This is a genomic window from Kitasatospora sp. NPDC057542 (assembly GCF_042801945.1).
Classification (GTDB): Bacteria; Actinomycetota; Actinomycetes; order Streptomycetales; family Streptomycetaceae; genus Kitasatospora.
Genome location: NZ_JBHVFE010000142.1, coordinates 1 through 18,888, shown reverse-complemented (window position 1 = coordinate 18,888; position 18,888 = coordinate 1). Strand labels below are relative to the sequence as shown.

14 protein-coding genes are annotated in these 18,888 nt (G+C 70.7%); 11 read left to right on the top strand and 3 right to left on the bottom strand.

The genetic code is table 11. The features are described 5' to 3' along the window. Positions 1 to 61 precede the first annotated feature (61 nt). A complete protein-coding gene (locus ACFU7Y_RS19580) occupies positions 62 to 1,456 on the bottom strand; it encodes an aspartate aminotransferase family protein (RefSeq protein WP_196946910.1) in 1,395 nt (464 codons plus the stop codon). Beyond that, a complete protein-coding gene (locus ACFU7Y_RS19575) occupies positions 1,453 to 1,926 on the bottom strand; it encodes an Lrp/AsnC family transcriptional regulator (protein WP_030243538.1) in 474 nt (157 codons plus the stop codon). Before ACFU7Y_RS19575 ends, ACFU7Y_RS19580 begins: the two co-directional genes overlap by 4 nt. A 268-nt stretch (positions 1,927 to 2,194) precedes the next feature. Between ACFU7Y_RS19575 and ACFU7Y_RS19570 the strand changes: the two genes are divergently transcribed. From ACFU7Y_RS19570 to ACFU7Y_RS19560, 3 genes are all read left to right on the top strand, one after another. Next, positions 2,195 to 3,670: a gamma-aminobutyraldehyde dehydrogenase gene (locus ACFU7Y_RS19570; RefSeq protein WP_224280196.1), complete on the top strand. Its 1,476-nt coding sequence runs from the start codon at positions 2,195 to 2,197 to the stop codon at positions 3,668 to 3,670. A 264-nt stretch (positions 3,671 to 3,934) separates the two neighbouring features. Then, the gene (locus ACFU7Y_RS19565) at positions 3,935 to 5,293 is read left to right on the top strand and encodes an aspartate aminotransferase family protein (RefSeq protein WP_224280194.1); all 1,359 of its coding nucleotides are present in this window, start codon (positions 3,935 to 3,937) and stop codon (positions 5,291 to 5,293) included. Positions 5,294 to 5,380: 87 nt separating this feature from the next. Beyond that, a complete protein-coding gene (locus tag ACFU7Y_RS19560) occupies positions 5,381 to 6,583 on the top strand; it encodes a spermidine/putrescine ABC transporter substrate-binding protein (protein WP_224280192.1) in 1,203 nt (400 codons plus the stop codon). 10 nt (positions 6,584 to 6,593) lie between these two features. Here the strand turns inward: ACFU7Y_RS19560 and ACFU7Y_RS19555 are convergent, their stop codons facing one another. Further along, on the bottom strand, positions 6,594 to 8,246 hold the full coding sequence (locus ACFU7Y_RS19555) for a PucR family transcriptional regulator ligand-binding domain-containing protein (RefSeq protein WP_224280190.1): 1,653 nt from the start codon (positions 8,244 to 8,246) through the stop codon (positions 6,594 to 6,596). A gap of 251 nt (positions 8,247 to 8,497) precedes the next feature. On the opposite strand from ACFU7Y_RS19555, the gene ACFU7Y_RS19550 reads away from it, so the two are divergent. From ACFU7Y_RS19550 to ACFU7Y_RS19515, 8 genes are all read left to right on the top strand, one after another. Beyond that, complete coding sequence (locus tag ACFU7Y_RS19550; RefSeq protein ID WP_224280188.1) at positions 8,498 to 10,009, top strand: gamma-aminobutyraldehyde dehydrogenase; 1,512 nt, start codon at positions 8,498 to 8,500, stop codon at positions 10,007 to 10,009. A 55-nt stretch (positions 10,010 to 10,064) separates the two neighbouring features. Next, the gene (locus ACFU7Y_RS19545) at positions 10,065 to 11,315 is read left to right on the top strand and encodes a spermidine/putrescine ABC transporter substrate-binding protein (protein WP_224280164.1); all 1,251 of its coding nucleotides are present in this window, start codon (positions 10,065 to 10,067) and stop codon (positions 11,313 to 11,315) included. Positions 11,316 to 11,356: 41 nt separating this feature from the next. Further along, positions 11,357 to 12,499 carry an ABC transporter ATP-binding protein gene (locus ACFU7Y_RS19540; protein WP_224280162.1) on the top strand — a complete coding sequence of 381 codons (1,143 nt, stop codon included), beginning with the start codon at positions 11,357 to 11,359 and terminating at the stop codon, positions 12,497 to 12,499. Beyond that, a complete protein-coding gene (locus ACFU7Y_RS19535; RefSeq protein ID WP_224280159.1) occupies positions 12,496 to 13,440 on the top strand; it encodes an ABC transporter permease in 945 nt (314 codons plus the stop codon). The genes ACFU7Y_RS19540 and ACFU7Y_RS19535 overlap by 4 nt, the downstream gene beginning before the upstream one ends. Next, a complete protein-coding gene (locus tag ACFU7Y_RS19530; RefSeq protein WP_224280157.1) occupies positions 13,440 to 14,243 on the top strand; it encodes an ABC transporter permease in 804 nt (267 codons plus the stop codon). The genes ACFU7Y_RS19535 and ACFU7Y_RS19530 overlap by 1 nt, the downstream gene beginning before the upstream one ends. Before the next feature lie 63 nt (positions 14,244 to 14,306). Beyond that, positions 14,307 to 15,701, top strand: coding sequence for an FAD-binding oxidoreductase (locus ACFU7Y_RS19525; RefSeq protein ID WP_224280155.1), 1,395 nt, complete (start codon positions 14,307 to 14,309; stop codon positions 15,699 to 15,701). A gap of 347 nt (positions 15,702 to 16,048) precedes the next feature. Next, positions 16,049 to 16,822, top strand: a complete 774-nt coding sequence (locus tag ACFU7Y_RS19520) for a nucleotidyl transferase AbiEii/AbiGii toxin family protein (RefSeq protein ID WP_380768995.1) — start codon at positions 16,049 to 16,051, stop codon at positions 16,820 to 16,822. A 223-nt stretch (positions 16,823 to 17,045) separates the two neighbouring features. After that, on the top strand, positions 17,046 to 18,569 hold the full coding sequence (locus tag ACFU7Y_RS19515) for a CoA-acylating methylmalonate-semialdehyde dehydrogenase (protein ID WP_224285058.1): 1,524 nt from the start codon (positions 17,046 to 17,048) through the stop codon (positions 18,567 to 18,569). Positions 18,570 to 18,888 lie beyond the last annotated feature (319 nt).

Here is an 18,888-nt window from a genome sequence, read left to right as displayed (position 1 = left end):
GGGCGGTCCCGCGGGAGCGGGACCGCCCTTCGGCGGAGGGTGGGGAAGAAGGCTCAGGGGATCAGATCTTCGCCCACGCGTCGGTGAGGCTGGTCCGCAGGATCTGCTCGATCTCGTCGAAGGTCGACTGGTCGGAGATCAGCGGCGGGGCCAGCTGGATGACCGGGTCGCCACGGTCGTCGGCGCGGCAGTACAGGCCGTTGTCGAAGAGGGCCTTCGAGAGGAAGCCGTAGAGGACGCGCTCGACCTCTTCGTCGTTGAACGACTCCTTGGTGACCTTGTCCTTCACGAGCTCGATGCCGTAGAAGTACCCGTTGCCGCGGACGTCGCCGACGATCGGCAGGTCGCGCAGCTTGTCCAGGGTGCCCAGGAACGCGGCCTCGTTGTCGAGCACGTGCTGGTTCAGGCCCTCGCGCTCGAAGATGTCGAGGTTGGCCAGCGCCACCGCGGAGGAGACCGGGTGGCCACCGAAGGTGTAGCCGTGCAGGAAGGTGTTGTCACCCTTGTAGAACGGCTCGGCGAGGCGGTCCGAGATGATCGTGGCGCCGATCGGGGAGTAGCCCGAGGTCATGCCCTTGGCGCAGGTGATCATGTCGGGCTGGTAGCCGAACTTGTCGGCGCCGAACATGGTGCCGAGGCGGCCGAAGGCGCAGATGACCTCGTCCGAGACCAGCAGCACGTCGTGGCGGTCGCAGATCTCGCGCAGGCGCTGGAAGTACCCGGGCGGCGGCGGGAAGCAGCCACCGGCGTTCTGCACCGGCTCGACGAAGACGGCGGCGACGGTCTCGGCGCCCTCGTTGAGGATGGCCACCTCGATCTCGTCGGCGCACCAGCGGCCGTAGGCCTCGGGGTCGACCGTGCCGTCGGGGCCCTCAAGGAAGGCCGGGGCGCGGTAGATGTTGGTGTTCGGGGCCTTGTGGGTGCCCGGCACCAGCGGCTCGAACGGGGCCTTCAGGCCCGGCAGGCCGGTGATGGACAGGGCGCCCTGCGGGGTGCCGTGGTAGGCGACGGCGCGCGAGATGACCTTGTACTTGGTCGGCTTGCCGGTCAGCTTGAAGTACTGCTTGGCGAGCTTCCAGGCGGTCTCGACGGCCTCGCCGCCACCGGTGGAGAAGAAGACCTTGTTCAGGTCGCCCGGGGCGTAGTTGGCCAGGCGCTCGGCCAGCTCGACGGCCTTCGGGTGGGCGTAGCTCCACACCGGGAAGAAGGCGAGCTCCTTGGCCTGCTTGGCGGCGGCCTCGGCGAGCTCCTCACGGCCGTGGCCGGCCTGGACGACGAACAGGCCGGCGAGGCCGTCGAGGTACTTGCGTCCCTTGTCGTCCCAGACGTAGGTGCCCTCGCCCTTGACGATCGTCGGCACGGGGGAGTTCTCGTACGACGACATGCGGGTGAAGTGCATCCACAGGTGGTCGTAGGCGGTCTTGGAAAGGTCCTTCTGCGCCGGGTCGGCTGTCATCGGGTGCCCCAGGTGTAGGTCTGTTTCCGGAGCTTCAGGTAAACGAAGCTCTCGGTGCTCCGCACGCCGGGAAGCGCGCGGATGCGCTTGTTGATCAGTTCGAGCAGGTGCTCGTCGTCCTCGCAGACCAGTTCGGCCAGGAGGTCGAACGAGCCTGCGGTGCAGACCACGTAGTCGACCTCATCGAGGGCGGCCAGCGCGTCGGCGACGGGCTCGATGTCACCCTCGACCCGGATACCGACCATCGCCTGGCGGGTGAAGCCGACGGTGAGCGGGTCCGTGACGGCGACGATCTGCATCACGCCCTGGTCGAGCAGCTTCTGGACGCGCTGCCGCACGGCCGCCTCGGACAGGCCGACGGCCTTGCCGATGGCGGCGTACGGGCGGCGCCCGTCCTCCTGGAGCTGCTCGATGATCGCCTTGGAGGCGGCGTCGAGGGGAACGCTGGCGTTCCGGTCGCGGTTGGCCACGCGGCCACTGTGCCTGATCGTTCCCGTGTTCGCAAGCGAGGAAACTGCTGATTTCGTCGTGATCTTGGAAAACGTATGCGGATTTCATCGCTCAAGCGCACTCGCCCTGTCGATACCAGCAGTCGTGCGGCTACCCTGGCACGGTACGCGCGCGACCCCGAGGGTCGGCGCACATACCGCCAGCAGTGGACCGCGCCGCTCCGGACGTGGCCACTCGGCACCCTTCGTATGCCGGATCCGCCGACGTACCATGGCGCCGGAATCTGCAATGCCGCAGGCCCAGACCGAGGAGAGACCCGTGAGCGACCTTCGCGCGCTGCGCAACTACATCAACGGTGAGTTCGTCGACGCGGCCGACGGCCGCACGCTCGACATCGTCGACCCGACCACCGGCGAGGCCTACGCGACGTCGCCGCTGTCCGGTGCCGCTGACGTGGACGCGGCCATGGCCTCCGCTGCCGCCGCGTTCCCGATCTGGCGCGACGCCACCCCGAGCACCCGGCAGAAGCTGCTGCTCAAGATCGCCGACGCGGTCGAGGCCCGCGCCGACGAGATCGTCGACGTCGAGGTGCGCAACACCGGCAAGCCCCGCGCGCTGACCCTCTCCGAGGAGATCGGCCCGATGGTGGACCAGATCCGGTTCTTCGCCGGTGCCGCCCGCCTGCTGGAGGGCAAGGCCGCCGGTGAGTACATGGACGGGATGACCTCGATCATCCGCCGCGAGCCGGTCGGCGTCTGTGCCCAGGTCGCGCCGTGGAACTACCCGATGATGATGGCCGTCTGGAAGTTCGCCCCGGCCATCGCCGCGGGCAACACCGTCGTGCTGAAGCCCTCCGACACCACCCCGGCCTCCACCGTGCTGCTGGCCGAGATCATCGGCGGTGTCCTCAAGGAGCTGGAGCTGCCGGCCGGCGTCTTCAACGTCATCTGCGGCGACCGCGAGACCGGCAAGCTGATGGTCGAGCACAAGACCCCGGCGATGGCCTCCATCACCGGTTCGGTGCGCGCCGGCATCTCGGTCGCCGAGTCCGCCTCCAAGGACGTCAAGCGCGTCCACCTGGAGCTGGGCGGCAAGGCCCCGGTCGTGGTCTTCGAGGACGCCGACATCGCCGAGGCCGTCGAGGGCATCTCGGTGGCGGGCTACTTCAACGCCGGCCAGGACTGCACCGCCGCCACCCGCGTGCTGGTGCACGAGTCGATCCACGACGCCTTCGTCGAGGCGCTGGCCAAGGCCGCGGCCGAGACCAAGACCGGCGGCGTGGACGACGAGGACGTGCTGTACGGCCCGCTGAACAACGCCAACCAGCTGCAGCAGGTCTCCGGCTTCATCGAGCGGCTGCCCGCCCACGCCAAGGTCGAGGCCGGTGGCCACCGGGTCGGCGACAAGGGCTACTTCTACGCCCCGACCGTCGTCTCCGGCCTGAACCAGGACGACGAGATCGTCCAGAACGAGGTCTTCGGCCCGGTCATCACCGTGCAGAAGTTCACCGACGAGGACCAGGCCGTCGAGTACGCCAACGGCGTCGAGTACGCGCTGGCCTCCTCGGTGTGGACCAAGGACCACGCCCGCGCCATGCGGATGTCGCGCCGCCTGGACTTCGGCTGCGTCTGGATCAACACCCACATCCCGCTGGTCGCCGAGATGCCGCACGGCGGCTTCAAGAAGTCCGGCTACGGCAAGGACCTGTCGGCGTACGGCTTCGAGGACTACACCCGCGTGAAGCACGTCATGACCGCGATCTGAGCGGGTCGTGGCCGTCGAGCGCAGTATGACCGCGATCTGAGCGGGTCGTGGCCGTCGAACGCAGTATGACCGCGATCTGAGCGCGTCATGGCGTTCGAGCGCGGTACGACGGCCGTCTGATCGATTGATCACCGGCTGAACCGACCATGGGCCCGGGTCTTCTCGACCCGGGCCCTGCGTCTTTGCATCCTGTCGACGGTTGGCGCGACCGGCTGACACGATGGAACTGCCCCTTCGGGGACGGGCCGCCTTAGCCTTACCGGCATGAGCATCCCCACCGCTGACTCAGCCGCAGGCCAGGCCGTCAAGGCCGCCGACCGCGCGCACGTCTTCCACTCGTGGTCCGCCCAGGCGCTGATCGACCCCCTCGCGGTGGCCGGCGCCGAGGGCTCGTACTTCTGGGACTACGACGGCAACCGCTACCTCGACTTCTCCTCGCAGCTGGTCAACACCAACATCGGCCACCAGCACCCGAAGGTGGTCGCCGCGATCCAGGAGCAGGCGGCGAAGCTCTGCACCATCGCCCCCGGCTTCGCGGTCGAGTCGCGCAGCGAGGCCGCCCGGCTGATCGCCGAGCGCACCCCCGGTGACCTGGACAAGATCTTCTTTACCAACGGCGGTGCCGAGGCCAACGAGAACGCCATCCGGCTGGCCCGGCTGCACACCGGCCGGCAGAAGGTGCTGTCCACCTACCGCTCGTACCACGGTGCCACCGCCAACGCGATCGCCCTCACCGGCGACCCGCGGCGCTGGGCCAACGAGACCGGTGTCTCCGGCGTGGTGCACTTCTGGGGGCCGTACGCCTACCGCTCCAACTTCCACGCCGAGAACGAGGCGCAGGAGTGCGAGCGCGCGCTGGAGCACCTGGAGCAGGTGATCGCGTTCGAGGGGCCCGGCACCGTCGCGGCGGTCATCCTGGAGACCGTGGTCGGCACCGCGGGCATCCTGGTCCCGCCGGCGGGCTACCTGGCCGGGGTGCGGGAGATCTGCGACCGCTACGGGATCGTGTTCATCCTGGACGAGGTGATGGCCGGCTTCGGCCGCACCGGCGAGTGGTTCGCCGCCGACCACTGGGGCGTCACCCCGGACCTGCTCACCTTCGCCAAGGGCGTCAACTCGGGCTACGTGCCGCTGGGCGGCGTGGCGATCAGCGCCGAGATCGCGGCCACCTTCGCCGAGCGGGCCTTCCCCGGCGGGCTCACCTACTCCGGCCACCCGCTGGCCTGCGCCTCCGCGGTGGCGACCATCAACACCATGGCGGAGGAGGGCATCGTCGAGAACGCCAGGCACATCGGCGAGAACGTGCTCGGCCCCGGCCTGCGCGAGCTGGCCGAGCGGCACCCGTCGATCGGCGAGGTCCGCGGCCTCGGCGTGTTCTGGGCGCTCGACCTGGTGAAGAACCGGGAGACCCGCGAGCCGCTGGTGCCCTACAACGCGGTCGGCGCCGACAACGCTCCGATGGCCGCTCTGGCCGCCGCCTGCAAGCAGCGCGGGCTCTGGCCGTTCGTCAACATGAACCGCTTCCACGTCGTCCCGCCGTGCACCGTCACCGAGGAGGAGGCCAAGACCGGCCTCGCGGTGCTGGACGAGGTGCTGTCGCTCACCGACGCGCACACTGTCTGACACCTGCCAGGACGACGTACCGACCAGGATGGCCCCGGGCACCCGTGCGTGTGTCCGGGGCCGTTCCACGCTCCGGAAGGCCCCTGCATGCCCAGCAGCACCACTCTGACCCGCCGTCCCTTCAACCCCCCTTCCCTGCGCAGGCGTTCCGTGCTCGGTGGGGCCGCGCTGCTCGGAGCCGGCACGCTGACCGGCTGCGGCATCCCGTCCGCGTACGTGGCAGAGGACCGCCGTTCGGCGCCGGACCGCTCGGAGAGCGACAAGCGGCTCACGTTCTCCAACTGGACGCAGTACATCGACACCGACGACGCGGGCGGGCGGCCGACCCTGGACGCCTTCAGCGAGCAGACCGGGATCGCGGTCACCTACACCGAGGACATCAACGACAACGACGAGTTCTTCGGCAAGATCAGCCCGGTGCTCACCCAGGGCGCCGCCCCCGGCCGGGACCTGATGGTGATCAGCGACTGGATGGCCGGGCGGTACGTCTCGCTGGGCTGGGTGCAGGCCATGGACCGGGCCAACCTGCCCAACGTCACGGCCAACCTGGACCCGCAGCTCGCCGACCCGGCCTTCGACCCCGGGCGCAAGCGCAGCGTGCCGTGGCAGTCCGGGATCACCGGCATCGCCTACAACCGCAAGGCGCTCGGCCGGGAGATCAGGTCCACCGCCGACCTGTGGGCGCCCGACCTCAAGGGCCGGGTCACGCTGTTCGCCGGGCTGGACGAGGCGCTCGGGCTGCTGATGCTCTCCCAGGGCGCGGACATCGCGACGTTCGGCGACGACGACGCGCGCAAGGCGATGGACCTGGTGCAGAAGGCGGTCGACAGCGGCCACGTCCGGCGCTTCACCGGCAACGACTACACCAGCGACCTCGCCTCCGGTGCGGCGCTCGCCTGCCAGGCCTACTCCGGCGACGCCGTCCAGCTGACCGCCGAGAACCCGGACATCGAGTTCGTGGTGCCCGAGGAGGGCGGCGAGCTGTGGGCGGAGAGCCTGATGATCCCCAACCGGGCCGCCCACAAGCGCAACGCCGAGCTGCTGATCGACTACTACTACCAGCCCGAGGTGGCCGCCGAACTCGCCACGTTCGTCCAGTACATCTGCCCGGTGCCGGCGGCCCGCGAGGTGCTGGCGGCCGGCGGCGACAAGGAGAAGGCCGAACTCGCCGAGAACCCGCTGGTGTTCCCGACCGACGAGATGCGCGCCCGGCTGCACACCATGCGCGACGTCACCTCGGCCGAGCGGCCCGAGCTGCACAAGGTCTGGGGGCGCATCACCGGGGTGTGACGTGCAGGGCTCAGCGCCGGACGGCGTCCAGGGCGAGCAGTGCCACGTGCAGGGAGAGGCAGGACTCCACCTGGTCGAGGTCGACGCCGAGGATCCGCTCGACCTTGTGCAGCCGGTCGTAGAAGGACGGCCGGGACAGGTGCGCGGCGTCCGCCGCGGCCGACTTGTTCCGGCCCTGCTCCAGGTAGATCCGCAGCATCTGCACCAACTGGCCGTTGTGCTCGGCGTCGTGGGCCAGTAGCGGGCCCAGCTCCCGCTCCACGTACGTCTGCAGCCGGGCGTCGTCGCGCAGCAGGTGGAGCAGGCCGCGCAGTCGGACGTCCGGCAGCCGGTAGTAGGAGGAGCTGCGGCCGCCGGGCGCGTCGTGCAGGGCGGCGTCGGCGACCTGGGTGGCCTCCAGAAGGGTGCGCCGGGCGTCGCGCACCGAGCCGACCGAGGAGCCGACCGCGACCACCGGGCCCGACGGGTCGCCGCCCTCCCGTCCGGCCTCGGCCGACATCCGGCGCAGCGTGGCCGAGAGGGCGTCCAGCGCGGAGTGTTCGTCCTGCTGGGCGCCGAGCGCGATCAGCAGGCCGACGGCCTCGTCGTCGAGCGCGCCGACCAGGGCGGACAGCCGGCAGGCCCGGGCCGCGCCGGCGGCCAGCTCGGTGAAGTCGCGCAGCCGGGCCTGCGCCTCCAGTGCGGCCGGGATCGGCCCGCGCCGCTGCCGCAGCACCACGCCGACCAGCCGGCGGCCCTCCAGCGGGACGCCGAGGGCCTGGGCGCGCAGGGCGGCCTCGGAGACGGTCAGCGCGTGGGTGAGGATGCCGGACAGCAGGGTGCGGTGGGTCTGCCGCTCCAGGCTCTCCCGGTCGCGCACCACCAGCCGGTTGAGCGCCAGCGCGGAGGCGCCGCGCTCCAGCAGCATGGTGTGCGGGTGGGCCTCGCCCTCGGGCAGCGGGCCGGGCTCCTGCACCAGCACCAGTCGGCCCCAGTCCTGGCCGCGGGCGCCGACGGTGGTGACCAGCCAGCCGCTGCGCGGATCGTGGCCGGTGCGCCCGGTCGGACGGACGCCGCGCGAGCGGCGCTCCCAGTCCTCCAGTACCTCGGCTTCCGGGCGCCCGGCGGTGTCGTGGGCGAGCACCTGGTGGGCCAGGTTCTCCAGGACGACCGGGGCACCGGCCATCCGGGCCACCTGGCGGATCACCTCGGGCGGCTCGGCGCCCTCCACCACCAGCTCGTTGAAGACCTGGTGGACCGACTCGGAGGCCCTCAGCTGCTCCAGCTGGGCGTTGACCACCAGGGCGTGCACGGCTTCGGTGACGGCGACGAAGCGCAGCTCGCGGCGGAGGGTGATCAGCGGCAGCCCGCGCTGCTCGGCGGCGTTGACCAGGGCGCGGGGGAGCGAGTCGAAGTAGCGCCGCCCGAACTCGACGACCAGGCCGGCCACCCCGACCTCGTCCAGCTCGCGCACGTAGCGGGCCAGGCCCTCGCGGTCCTCGGGCAGGGCGATGCCGGTGGTCAGCACCAGCTCGCCGCCGCGGAGCATCCCGGCGACGTCGGGCAGCTCGCTGACGTGGACCCAGCGGATCGGCCGCTCCAGGTGGTCGGCGCCGGCCACCACCTGGGGCAGGCCGCGCCGCATCACGTCCAGGTCGAGGACTCGGGCGACGGTGGGGAGCATCGCGGGCCTCCGGGGCCGTGGGACCAGAGCGGGGGCTCCGGGGTGATCAGGGTGTCAGGTAAATCATCCATCCCCCCGACGACCTGTTGCCCTGCCCGCAGCCTTGCACCCTGTAAGGCCCTTCGTGCCGAGATTGCCGAAGTGACCCTTGTCACCCCATCCCCGCAGCAGGCAAGGTCAGCGGGACCGCAGACCCCCATCGCGGACGCGTGACCCCGCAGCGGTCGAACCACGGCACTTGGAGGAACCAGATGGACCTGACCGACTTCGGCCCGGGCGCGCAGTACATCGCGGGCCGCCAGACCCGGGGGAGCGGCGAACCCTTCCAGGTCGTCAACCCCGCCGACGGCAGCGTGGTCGAGCAGGTCGCGCTGGCCACCACCGAGGACGTGGACACCGCCGTCGCCGCCGCGAAGGCGGCCCTGCCCGGCTGGTCCTCGGCCACCCCCGGCGCGCGCTCCGAGGCGCTCACCCGGCTGGCCGCCGTCCTGGCCGGGGCGGCCGACGACCTGGCCCGGGTGGAGACGGCGCAGACCGGCAAGCCGGTCAAGCTGGCCACCGAGTTCGACGTGCCCGGCACCATCGACAACGCGGCCTTCTTCGCCGGCGCCGCCCGCAACCTGGAGGGCAAGGCGGCCGGCGAGTACTCCGGCGACCACACCTCGTACGTGCGCCGCGAGGCGGTCGGCGTGGTCGGCTCGATCTCGCCGTGGAACTACCCGCTGCAGATGGCCGCCTGGAAGATCCTCCCGGCGATCGCCGCGGGCAACACCATCGTGCTCAAGCCGGCCGAGCTGACCCCGCTGACCTCGCTGATGTTCGCCCGGGCCTGCACCGCCGCGGGCATCCCGGACGGCGTGGTCAACGTGGTCACCGGCGCCGGGCGCACCGCGGGCGAGCACCTGGTCGGGCACCCGGACGTCGCGATGGTCTCCTTCACCGGCTCCACCGGCGTCGGCAAGCGGGTCGCCGAGATCGCCACCGCGAGCGTCAAGCGCACCCACCTGGAGCTCGGGGGCAAGGCCCCGTTCGTGGTCTTCGACGATGCCGACCTGGACGCCGCGGTGCACGGAGCGGTCGCGGCCTCGCTGATCAACGGCGGCCAGGACTGCACCGCCGCCACACGCGCCTACGTCCAGCGCCCGCTGTACGACGCCTTCGTGGCCGGGGTGGCCGAGCTGTACGCGGCGATCCGGATCGGCGACCCGCTGAACCCGCACACCGACCTCGGCCCGCTGGTCTCGTACGCCCACCGGGACCGGGTGGCCGGCTTCGTGGAGCGCACCCGCTCGTACGCCACCGTGGTCACCGGCGGCCGGGCCCCGGAGAAGGGCCACGACGGCACCGACCTCACCCGGGGCGCGTACTACCAGCCCACCCTGATCACCGGTGCGGCCCAGGACAGCGAGGTCGTGCAGGGCGAGATCTTCGGCCCGGTGCTGGTCGTGCTGCCCTTCGACGGCGACGACGAGGGCCTGCGGCTGGCCAACGACACCCCGTACGGCCTGGCCGCCTCCGCGTGGACGAGCAACGTGCACCGCTCGCTGCGCGCCACCCGGGAGATCGCGGCCGGCTGCGTCTGGGTCAACGACCACATCCCGATCATCAGCGAGATGCCGCACGGCGGTTACAAGGCGTCCGGCTACGGCAAGGACATGTCCCAGTACTCGCTGGACGAGTACACCCAGGTCAAGCACGTCATGTTCGACACCACCGCGGTGGCCCGCAAGGACTGGCACCGCACCGTCTTCGGAGACAGATAATCCCCGGCTCCAGCGGGTGCCCCCACACCCCATCTCCCCCCAGGAGGCCCGTTCCATGGCGTTCAACGAGCTCACCGACGGTCTGCCCGAACCGGTCCGAAGGGCCTGGGAACGCAGCCTGGCCAACGGCCGGGCCGCACTCGGCCGCCGCACCCTGCTGCGCGCCGCCGCGCTGAGCGCCGGAGCGGGCACCCTGGCCGCCTGCGGCATCCCGGCGGCCCCCCGGGCGACCGGCGACTCGACCGCGAACGCCGCCAAGGACCTCTCCGAGACGCAGAAGGAGGTCAACTTCTCCAACTGGCCGCTGTACGTGGACACGGACGAGAAGGACAAGGAGAAGCACGGCACGCTGGACGCCTTCACCGAGGCCACCGGCATCAAGGTCAAGTACAACGAGGACGTCAACGACAACGTCGAGTTCTTCGGCAAGGTCAAGCCGCAGCTCGCCTCCGGCCAGGACACCGGCCGCGACCTGATGGTGCTCACCGACTGGATGGCCGCCCGGCTGATCCGGCTCGGCTGGGCGCAGAAGCTCAACCCGGCGAACGTCACCACCGCGATCACCAACATCGAGGCGCGCTTCCGCGCTCCGGACTGGGACCCGGGGCGGCTGTACTCCTACCCGTGGGCCGGCATCCAGACCGTCGTCGCGTACAACAAGAAGGCGACCAGGGGGAAGGAGGTCACCAGCGTCTCCCAGCTGCTGGACGATCCGGACCTCAAGGGCCGGGTCACCTTCCTCTCCGAGATGCGCGACAGCATCGGGATGGTCCTGCTGGACCAGGGCAAGGACACCGCGAGGTTCACCGCCGACGACTACGACGGCGCGGTCGCCCGGCTGCAGAAGGCCGTCGACAGCAAGCAGATCCGCCGCTTCACCGGCAACGACTACGGCCAGGAGCTCTCCGCCGGCGACATCGCGGCCTGCATCGCCTGGGGCGGCGACCTGATCCAACTGCGCGCCGACAACCCGGACATCGAGTTCGTCATCCCGGAGAGGGGCTACATCGCCTCGACCGACAACATGCTGGTCCCGGCCAAGGCGCAGCACAAGGCGAACGCGGAGAAGTTGATTGACTTCTACTATCAGCCGAAGATCGCGGCGCAGCTGGTCGCGGGCATCGGTTTCGTCTCCGCCGTCACCGGGATGAAGGACGAGCTCGCCGGCATCGCCCCGGACACCGCGGCCAACCCGCTGGTCGTACCCACCCCCGAGATGGCGGTCAAGGCGCACGTGTTCCGCACGCTCTCCGAGAGCGAGGAGAGCGACTTCGAGCAGAAGTTCTCCAAGCTGATCGGCGCCTGACCTCCAACTCCCGGCAGAGAAACCCAGGAAGACACCACCCCATGACAGACCAGCAGCGCGACGCGGCCGTCGGCGGCGACGTCCGGCTCACCGGCATCGGCAAGACCTACGGCTCCTTCACCGCCGTCCACCCGCTCGACCTGACCGTCCCGCAGGGATCGTTCTTCGCCCTGCTCGGCGCCTCCGGCTGCGGCAAGACCACCACCCTGCGCATGATCGCCGGTCTGGAGGAGCCCACCACCGGCACCGTCCTGATCGGCGGCCAGGACGTCACCGCCCTGCCCCCGTACAAGCGGCCGGTGAACACCGTCTTCCAGAGCTACGCGCTCTTCCCGCACCTGGACATCTTCGAGAACGTCGCCTTCGGCCTGCGCCGGCGCGGCAGGAAGGACGTCAAGAAGCAGGTCGACGAGATGCTGGAGCTGGTCGAACTCGGCCAGTACGCCCGGCGCAAGCCGCACCAGCTCTCCGGCGGCCAGCAGCAGCGCGTCGCGGTCGCCCGCGCGCTGATCAACCACCCGCAGGTGCTGCTCCTGGACGAGCCGCTCGGCGCGCTCGACCTCAAGCTCCGCCGCCAGATGCAGCTGGAGCTCAAGCGGATCCAGACCGAGGTCGGCATCACCTTCGTGCACGTCACCCACGACCAGGAGGAGGCCATGACCATGGCCGACACCATCGCGGTGATGAACGGCGGCCGGGTCGAGCAGCTGGGTGCCCCCGCCGAGCTGTACGAGAACCCCGCCACCACCTTCGTGGCCAACTTCCTCGGCCAGTCCAACCTGCTGCCCGCCGAGGTCACCGGCACCGAGGGCGGCGACCTGCTGCTCAGCGCGGCCGGCGCCCGGCTCGCGGTGCCGAAGGCGCGCTGCGCCACCGACTCCAAGCGCGTCCACCTCGGCGTGCGCCCGGAGAAGATCACCATCACGCACGCCTCCGAGCAGGTCGCCGACGGCCGCAACCGGCTGGCCGGCACGGTGCTCGACTCCAGCTTCATCGGCGTCTCCACCCAGTACGTGGTGCGCACCGACGGCGGCCAGGAGGTCACCGTCTTCGAGCAGAACATGGAGCGCGACGCCCGGATCGTCCCCGGCGCCGCCGTGCTGCTGCACTGGAACCCGGCGCACTCCTTCGCCCTGGACGCCGCGCAGGCGATCGACGCCGGCACCGCGGAGGAGGCCGCATGACCACCACCGCCACGGCCGCGCCGCCGCAGGCCATACCCCCCGACGGCAGCACCCCGGCCGGGACGCCCGCGAAGACGAGGCGCAAGCTCACCCCGTACTGGCTGCTGCTGCCCGGCATCGCCTGGCTGGTCGTCTTCTTCGCCGTGCCGATGGTCTACCAGGGGTCGACCTCGTTGCAGACCGGCTCGCTCGAAGAGGGCTTCAAGGTCACCTGGCACCTCTCGACCTACTGGGACGCCCTGGTCGAGTACAAGTGGCACTTCCTCCGCTCGTTCTCCTACGCGGCCGTCGCCACCGTGCTCTGCCTGGCCGTCGGCTACCCGCTCGCGTACACGATCGCCTTCAAGGCGAGCAAGCGCTGGCGCAACGTCATCCTGATCCTGGTCATCGCGCCGTTCTTCACCAGCTTCCTGATCCGCACGCTGGCCTGGAAGACCATCCTGTCCGACGGCGGCCCGGTGGTCGGCGCGCTGAACGCGCTGCACGTCCTGGACGTCACCAACCTGCTCGGCCTCACCGACGGCGACCGGGTGCTGGCCACGCCGCTCGCGGTGGTCTGCGGCCTGACCTACAACTTCCTGCCGTTCATGATCCTGCCGCTGTACACCTCGCTGGAGCGGATCGACCCGCGCCTGCACGAGGCGGCCGGCGACCTCTACGCCCGGCCGTTCACCACCTTCCGCAAGGTCACCTTCCCGATCTCGCTGCCGGGCGTGGTGGCGGGCACCCTGCTGACCTTCATCCCGGCCTCCGGCGACTACATCAACGCCCAGCTGCTGGGCTCGCCGAGCGAGCAGATGGTCGGCAACGGCATCCAGAAGCAGTTCCTGAACGTGCTCGACTACCCCACGGCGGCCGCGCTGAGCTTCATCCTGATGGCCCTGATCCTGGGCATGGTGACGGTCTACATGCGCAAGGCCGGGACGGAGGATCTGGTCTGATGTCCCGGATGTTCAAGTGGATCCGAGCCCACCTGGTGGTGCTGGCCGGCCTGCTGGCCCTCGCCTACCTGGTGCTGCCCAACCTGGTCGTGCTCGCCTTCTCGTTCAACAAGCCGGTGGGCAAGTTCAACTACGAGTGGAACGAGTTCTCCACCGACGCCTGGACCAACCCCTGCGGCGTGGCCGACATGTGCCAGTCACTCTCGCTCAGCCTGCAGATCGCGGTGCTCGCCACCATCGGCGCCACCGTGCTCGGCACCATGGTCGCCTTCGCGCTGGCCCGCTACCGGTTCCGCGGCCGCTCGGCCACCACCGCGATGATCTTCCTGCCGATGGCCATGCCCGAGGTGGTCATGGCCGCCTCGCTCGGGACGCTCTTCCTGAACATGCGCATCCCGTTCGGCTTCACCACCATCCTCATCGCGCACATCATGTTCTGCCTCAGCTTCGTGGTGACGGCGGTCAAGGCGCGCGTGATGAGCATGGACCCGAGGCTCGAACAGGCCGCCCAGGACCTCTACGCGACCCCCACCCAGACCTTCCTGAGGGTCACCCTGCCGCTGGCGGCGCCCGGCATCGCGGCGGGCGCGCTGCTCAGCTTCGCGCTCTCCTTCGACGACTTCATCATCACCCAGTTCAACTCGGGCCCGACCACGGTCACCTTCCCGATGTTCGTCTGGGGCGCCTCGCAGCGCGGCATCCCGGTGCAGGTGAACGTCATCGGCACCGCGATGTTCCTCGCCGCCGTCGTGCTGACCGTCGTCGGCCAGTGGCTGGGCAACCGCCGGAAGGCCACCGCCTGACGTACGGTCGACAGCGGTGGCACGTGAAACCGTCATCTATTCGTAGAAAGTGGCTGATAATGCATGGACTCCGCCCGCGCACTCAGTGACGCCAGGCCCACCCCCTTCTGGCTGGAGGATCCCGGTCGGCCGGCGGCGCTGCCCGCCCTGGTCGGCGACACCACCTGCGACCTGCTGGTCGTCGGCGGCGGCTACTCCGGCCTGTGGACCGCCCTCATCGCCAAGGAGCGCGACCCCTCGCTGGATGTCGTGCTGGTCGAGGGCAACGAGGTCGGGTGGGCCGCGTCCGGGCGCAACGGCGGATTCTGCGCGGCCAGCCTCACCCACGGCTTCGGCAACGGCCTGGACCGCTGGCCGTCCGAACTGGCCCAGTTGGAACGCCTCGGTGCCGCCAACCTCGACGGCATCGAGGCCACCCTCAAGCGCTACGGCATCGACGCCGAGTGGGAGCGCACCGGCGAGATCGACGTCGCCACCCAGCCCCACCAGGTCGAGGAGCTCCACGAGATCGCCGAGGCGGTCGCCCGGTACGGCTTCGACATCACCGTCCTGGACGCCGACCAGCTGCGTGCCGAGGTGAACTCGCCGACCTTCCTCGGCGGCCTCTGGGACAAGGAGGGCGTGGCGATGGTCCACCCCGCCAAGCTCGCCTGGGGCCTGAAGGACGCCTGCCTGAGCCAGGGCGTGCGGATCTTCGAGCACACCCGGGCCACCGACCTGCGGGAGCGCGGCAGCGGCATGGCCGTCCGCACCCCGTACGGCCGGGTCTTCGCCCGCAAGGTCGCGCTCGGCACCAACGTGTTCCCGTCGCTGCTCAAGCGGGTCCGCCCGTACATCGTCCCGGTGTACGACTACGCACTGATGACCGAGCCGCTCAGCGACGAGCAACTCGCCTCGATCGGCTGGCGCGGGCGGCAGGGCCTCGGCGACAGCGCCAACAAGTTCCACTACTTCCGGCTCTCCGCCGACAACCGGATCCTCTGGGGCGGCTACGACGCGGTCTACCACTTCGGCGGCCACGTGCGGCACGAGTACGACCAGCGGCCGGAAACCTTCCGCACCCTGGCCAACCACTTCTTCCGCTGCTTCCCGCAGCTGGAGGGCCTGCGCTTCACCCACGCCTGGGGCGGCGCGATCGACACCTGCAGCCGGTTCTCGGCGTTCTTCGACACCGGGTACCGGGGCAAGGTCGCGTACGCGGTCGGCTACACCGGGCTCGGCGTCGGCGCGACCCGCTTCGGCGCCGAGGTGATGCTCGACCTGCTCGCCGGCGAGCGCACCGAGCGCACCTCGCTGGACATGGTGCGCAGCAAGCCGCTGCCGTTCCCGCCCGAGCCGGTGCGCTGGGCCGGGATCGAACTCACCACCCGGTCGCTGGAGCGCGCGGACCGCAACGGCGGCCACCGCAACCTCTGGCTGCGTACCCTCGACCGGCTGGGGCTGGGCTTCGACAGCTGAAGCGCGGCCGCCGTCGGTCGGATGACCGCAGTCGTGTGATCAGGACCCGCCGTCCGCCTCTCCCCGGTGACGGCGGGTCTCGCTCTTCCCGCCGTCTTCGAACAGTACGAACGGCACGAAGCGGGGATACGGCACGGAGACCGTCGGACTGCACCGGCCCGGTCCCGTCCGACGGTTCCGGGCGGCTCAACGACCCGGTGCTGTTGGAGCCGGCCCTGCACGAGGCGGCGGCGAGGCTCAGCGGCCGGTGAGCACGGGTGGCCGGGCAACCGGTGGCACGTGAGGGCCGCCCGGGGCGCTCGGCGGTGACGGCGCGCGGAGCGGGCGGTCGCGTCAGACTGGGAGGCGTGACCACCGTCCCGCACGCCGTCGACGCGTCCCTCCGTCCGGGCCCCGCCCAGCTGCGCCTGGCCGTCTTGGCCGCACCCGTCTGCGACCGGTACGGCCTCGCGCTGGCCGGCGGGCACGCGCTGCGGGCCCACGGCGTCGCGGCCTGCCCACAGGACGGGTTGACCCTGGCGACCGGCGGCGCCGACCTGCCGGAGGTGGCCGTCGCGCTGGGCGAGGCGTACCGGGCGGCGGGCGGCGGGGCCGTCGAGCGGCCGGGCACACCGCGGCTGGAGCAGCTCACCGTCCGGCTGGCGCTGGGCGGGCGGTCGCACTCGGTGGAGCTGCGCAAGGAGCCGCTGGGCCATCGCCCGGTCCGGCTCGATCTCGGTGCGCCCGGTCCGGACGAGCCGCCGGTGGTGCTGCCGGTCGTCGCCCTGGAGGACGCGGCCGCGCTGACCACCGCGCTGCTCGTGGACCGGGGCATGCCTCGCGACCTGATCGATGTGCACGCCCTCACTCGCTGCTACCGGGAGGGCGAACTGCTCGCTCTGGCAGAGGAGTTGGACCCGGACTTCCAGCCTGCCGCGCTGGCCGAACGGCTGGAGACGCTCGCCGAGGCGGCGGACGGGCGGTTCCGCGCCCGGGGCGCTCCGGCCGGGCAGGTGGACGAACGGAAGCGGTGGGCGCTGGCCTGGGCACAGGACCTGCGGCTGGACCTGCTGGAGACCCAGGAGGCGGCGGACGGGCTGCACGACCCGTACCTGGAGGAGCCGGAGGACGGGGAGTCCTGAGGCCCGGCCCCGTGCGGCCACCCGTCCGGCGGAGCGACCGGACGACCTGTAAGGCTGAATCCAGGATCTCCGTCAGCCTGTTCGTTGAGCCGGGCCGCAGTGGCCACCAGACTGGGAGACGAGCGCGGTAGCCCCGTGATTTCCGTCGCCCGGCCCACCTGCGGGCGGCGCCAGACCGGACCGGTGGCAGGACGCCGCCCGGGACTTCGGAGGCAGACGGACCTTGAGCAAGCACATCATTCACTGGATCGGCGGCAAGCCGGTCGCCACCGCCGGTGCGGCCCCCCGGCGCGGTGAGATCTTCGACCCGGCCACCGGCCAGGTCACCGGCCAGGTCGACTTCGCCGAGATCGCCGAGGTCGACCAGGCGGTGGCCGCCGCCGCCTCGGCCTTCACCGAGTGGCGCAGCGCCTCGATCGCGAAGCGGACGACGGTGCTCTTCGCCTTCCGCGAGCTGCTGAACGCCCGCCGCGACGAGCTGGCCTCGATCATCGTGGCGGAGCACGGCAAGGTGCACTCCGACGCGCTCGGCGAGATCGCCCGCGGCCTGGAGGTCGTGGAGTACGCCTGTGGCATCCCGCAGCTGATCAAGGGCGGCTTCACCGAGCAGGCCTCGACCGGCGTCGACGTCTACTCGATCCGCCAGCCGCTCGGCCCGGTCGCGATCATCTCGCCGTTCAACTTCCCGGCCATGGTGCCGATGTGGTTCTTCCCGATCGCCATCGCGGCCGGCAACAGCGTGGTCGTGAAGCCCTCGGAGAAGGACCCGTCCGCCGCCAACTTCCTCGCCGAGCTGTGGAAGGAGGCCGGCCTGCCGGACGGCGTCTTCAACGTCGTCCACGGTGACAAGGTGGCCGTCGACCGCCTGCTGGAGCACCCGGACATCAAGTCCGTCAGCTTCGTCGGCTCCACCCCGATCGCCCGCTACGTCTACGAGACCGGCACCCGCTACGGCAAGCGCGTGCAGGCCCTGGGCGGCGCCAAGAACCACATGCTGGTCCTGCCGGACGCCGACCTCGACCTCGCCGCCGACGCCGCGGTCAACGCCGGCTTCGGCGCGGCCGGCGAGCGCTGCATGGCGGTGTCCGTGCTGGTCGCGGTCGACCCGATCGGCGACGAGCTGGTCGAGAAGATCAAGCAGCGGGTGGCCACCCTGAAGGTCGGCCCGGGCTGCAACGGGGACTCCGAGATGGGCCCGCTCGTCACCGGCCAGCACCGGGACAAGGTCACCTCCTACGTGGAGTCCGGGATCGCCGACGGCGCCGAGCTCGCGGTGGACGGCCGCAAGCACCCGGTCACCGCCGAGGACAGGAACGGCTCCCCGACGGCCGACGGCTTCTGGCTCGGCCCCACGCTGTTCGACCACGTGAAGCCCGGCATGTCCGTCTACAACGACGAGATCTTCGGCCCGATCCTCTCGGTCGTGCGCGTCGACTCGTACGAGGAGGGCGTGGCGCTGATCAACGCCAACCCGTACGGCAACGGCACCGCCCTCTTCACCAACGACGGCGGCGCGGCCCGGCGCTTCCAGTTCGAGGTGGAGGTCGGCATGGTCGGCATCAACGTGCCGATCCCCGTCCCGGTCGCCTACTACTCCTTCGGCGGCTGGAAGGCCTCGCTGTTCGGCGACGCCCACGCGTACGGCGCGGACGGCGTGCAGTTCTTCACCCGGGGCAAGGCCGTGACCCAGCGCTGGCTGGACCCGTCGCACGGCGGCATCAACCTGGGCTTCCCCACCAACAGCTGAGCCGCGCGGCTCCACCGGCCGGACCCCTCTCCCCGGGGTCCGGCCGGCCGTCTTTGCACGACGTTTGCATCCGCCCACGGAAGCGCGTACAGTTCTTCGAGCTGCCTGGCAGGGAGCACCGGACACGCATCTGCGCGGACGGTCCCGGGGTAGCCAATCCTCTGAAGCACCACTTCTCGGTTCGTGCCGGTCGTTTTCGCTTTTCCGCGTGATGGCCTGGCGCTTATTCGGCGTGCGCGTTTTATCGGGTTGCGGTCGGATTCGCTTTTCGGAGCGGAGATCGGCTAGAGTTTGAAACGTCGGACGGGGCGTCAAACCC

What these genes read in the sequence shown, in the direction of transcription:
- ACFU7Y_RS19555 (WP_224280190.1), bottom strand. Translation starts at nt 8,246, where the DNA reads ATGCTCCCCACCGTCGCCCGAGTCCTCGACCTGGACGTGATGCGGCGC.
- ACFU7Y_RS19550 (WP_224280188.1), top strand. Translation starts at nt 8,498, where the DNA reads ATGGACCTGACCGACTTCGGCCCGGGCGCGCAGTACATCGCGGGCCGC.
- ACFU7Y_RS19565 (WP_224280194.1), top strand. Translation starts at nt 3,935, where the DNA reads ATGAGCATCCCCACCGCTGACTCAGCCGCAGGCCAGGCCGTCAAGGCC.
- ACFU7Y_RS19535 (WP_224280159.1), top strand. Translation starts at nt 12,496, where the DNA reads ATGACCACCACCGCCACGGCCGCGCCGCCGCAGGCCATACCCCCCGAC.
- ACFU7Y_RS19560 (WP_224280192.1), top strand. Translation starts at nt 5,381, where the DNA reads ATGCCCAGCAGCACCACTCTGACCCGCCGTCCCTTCAACCCCCCTTCC.
- ACFU7Y_RS19545 (WP_224280164.1), top strand. Translation starts at nt 10,065, where the DNA reads ATGGCGTTCAACGAGCTCACCGACGGTCTGCCCGAACCGGTCCGAAGG.
- ACFU7Y_RS19580 (WP_196946910.1), bottom strand. Translation starts at nt 1,456, where the DNA reads ATGACAGCCGACCCGGCGCAGAAGGACCTTTCCAAGACCGCCTACGAC.
- ACFU7Y_RS19525 (WP_224280155.1), top strand. Translation starts at nt 14,307, where the DNA reads ATGGACTCCGCCCGCGCACTCAGTGACGCCAGGCCCACCCCCTTCTGG.
- ACFU7Y_RS19530 (WP_224280157.1), top strand. Translation starts at nt 13,440, where the DNA reads ATGTCCCGGATGTTCAAGTGGATCCGAGCCCACCTGGTGGTGCTGGCC.
- ACFU7Y_RS19570 (WP_224280196.1), top strand. Translation starts at nt 2,195, where the DNA reads ATGCCGCAGGCCCAGACCGAGGAGAGACCCGTGAGCGACCTTCGCGCG.
- ACFU7Y_RS19540 (WP_224280162.1), top strand. Translation starts at nt 11,357, where the DNA reads ATGACAGACCAGCAGCGCGACGCGGCCGTCGGCGGCGACGTCCGGCTC.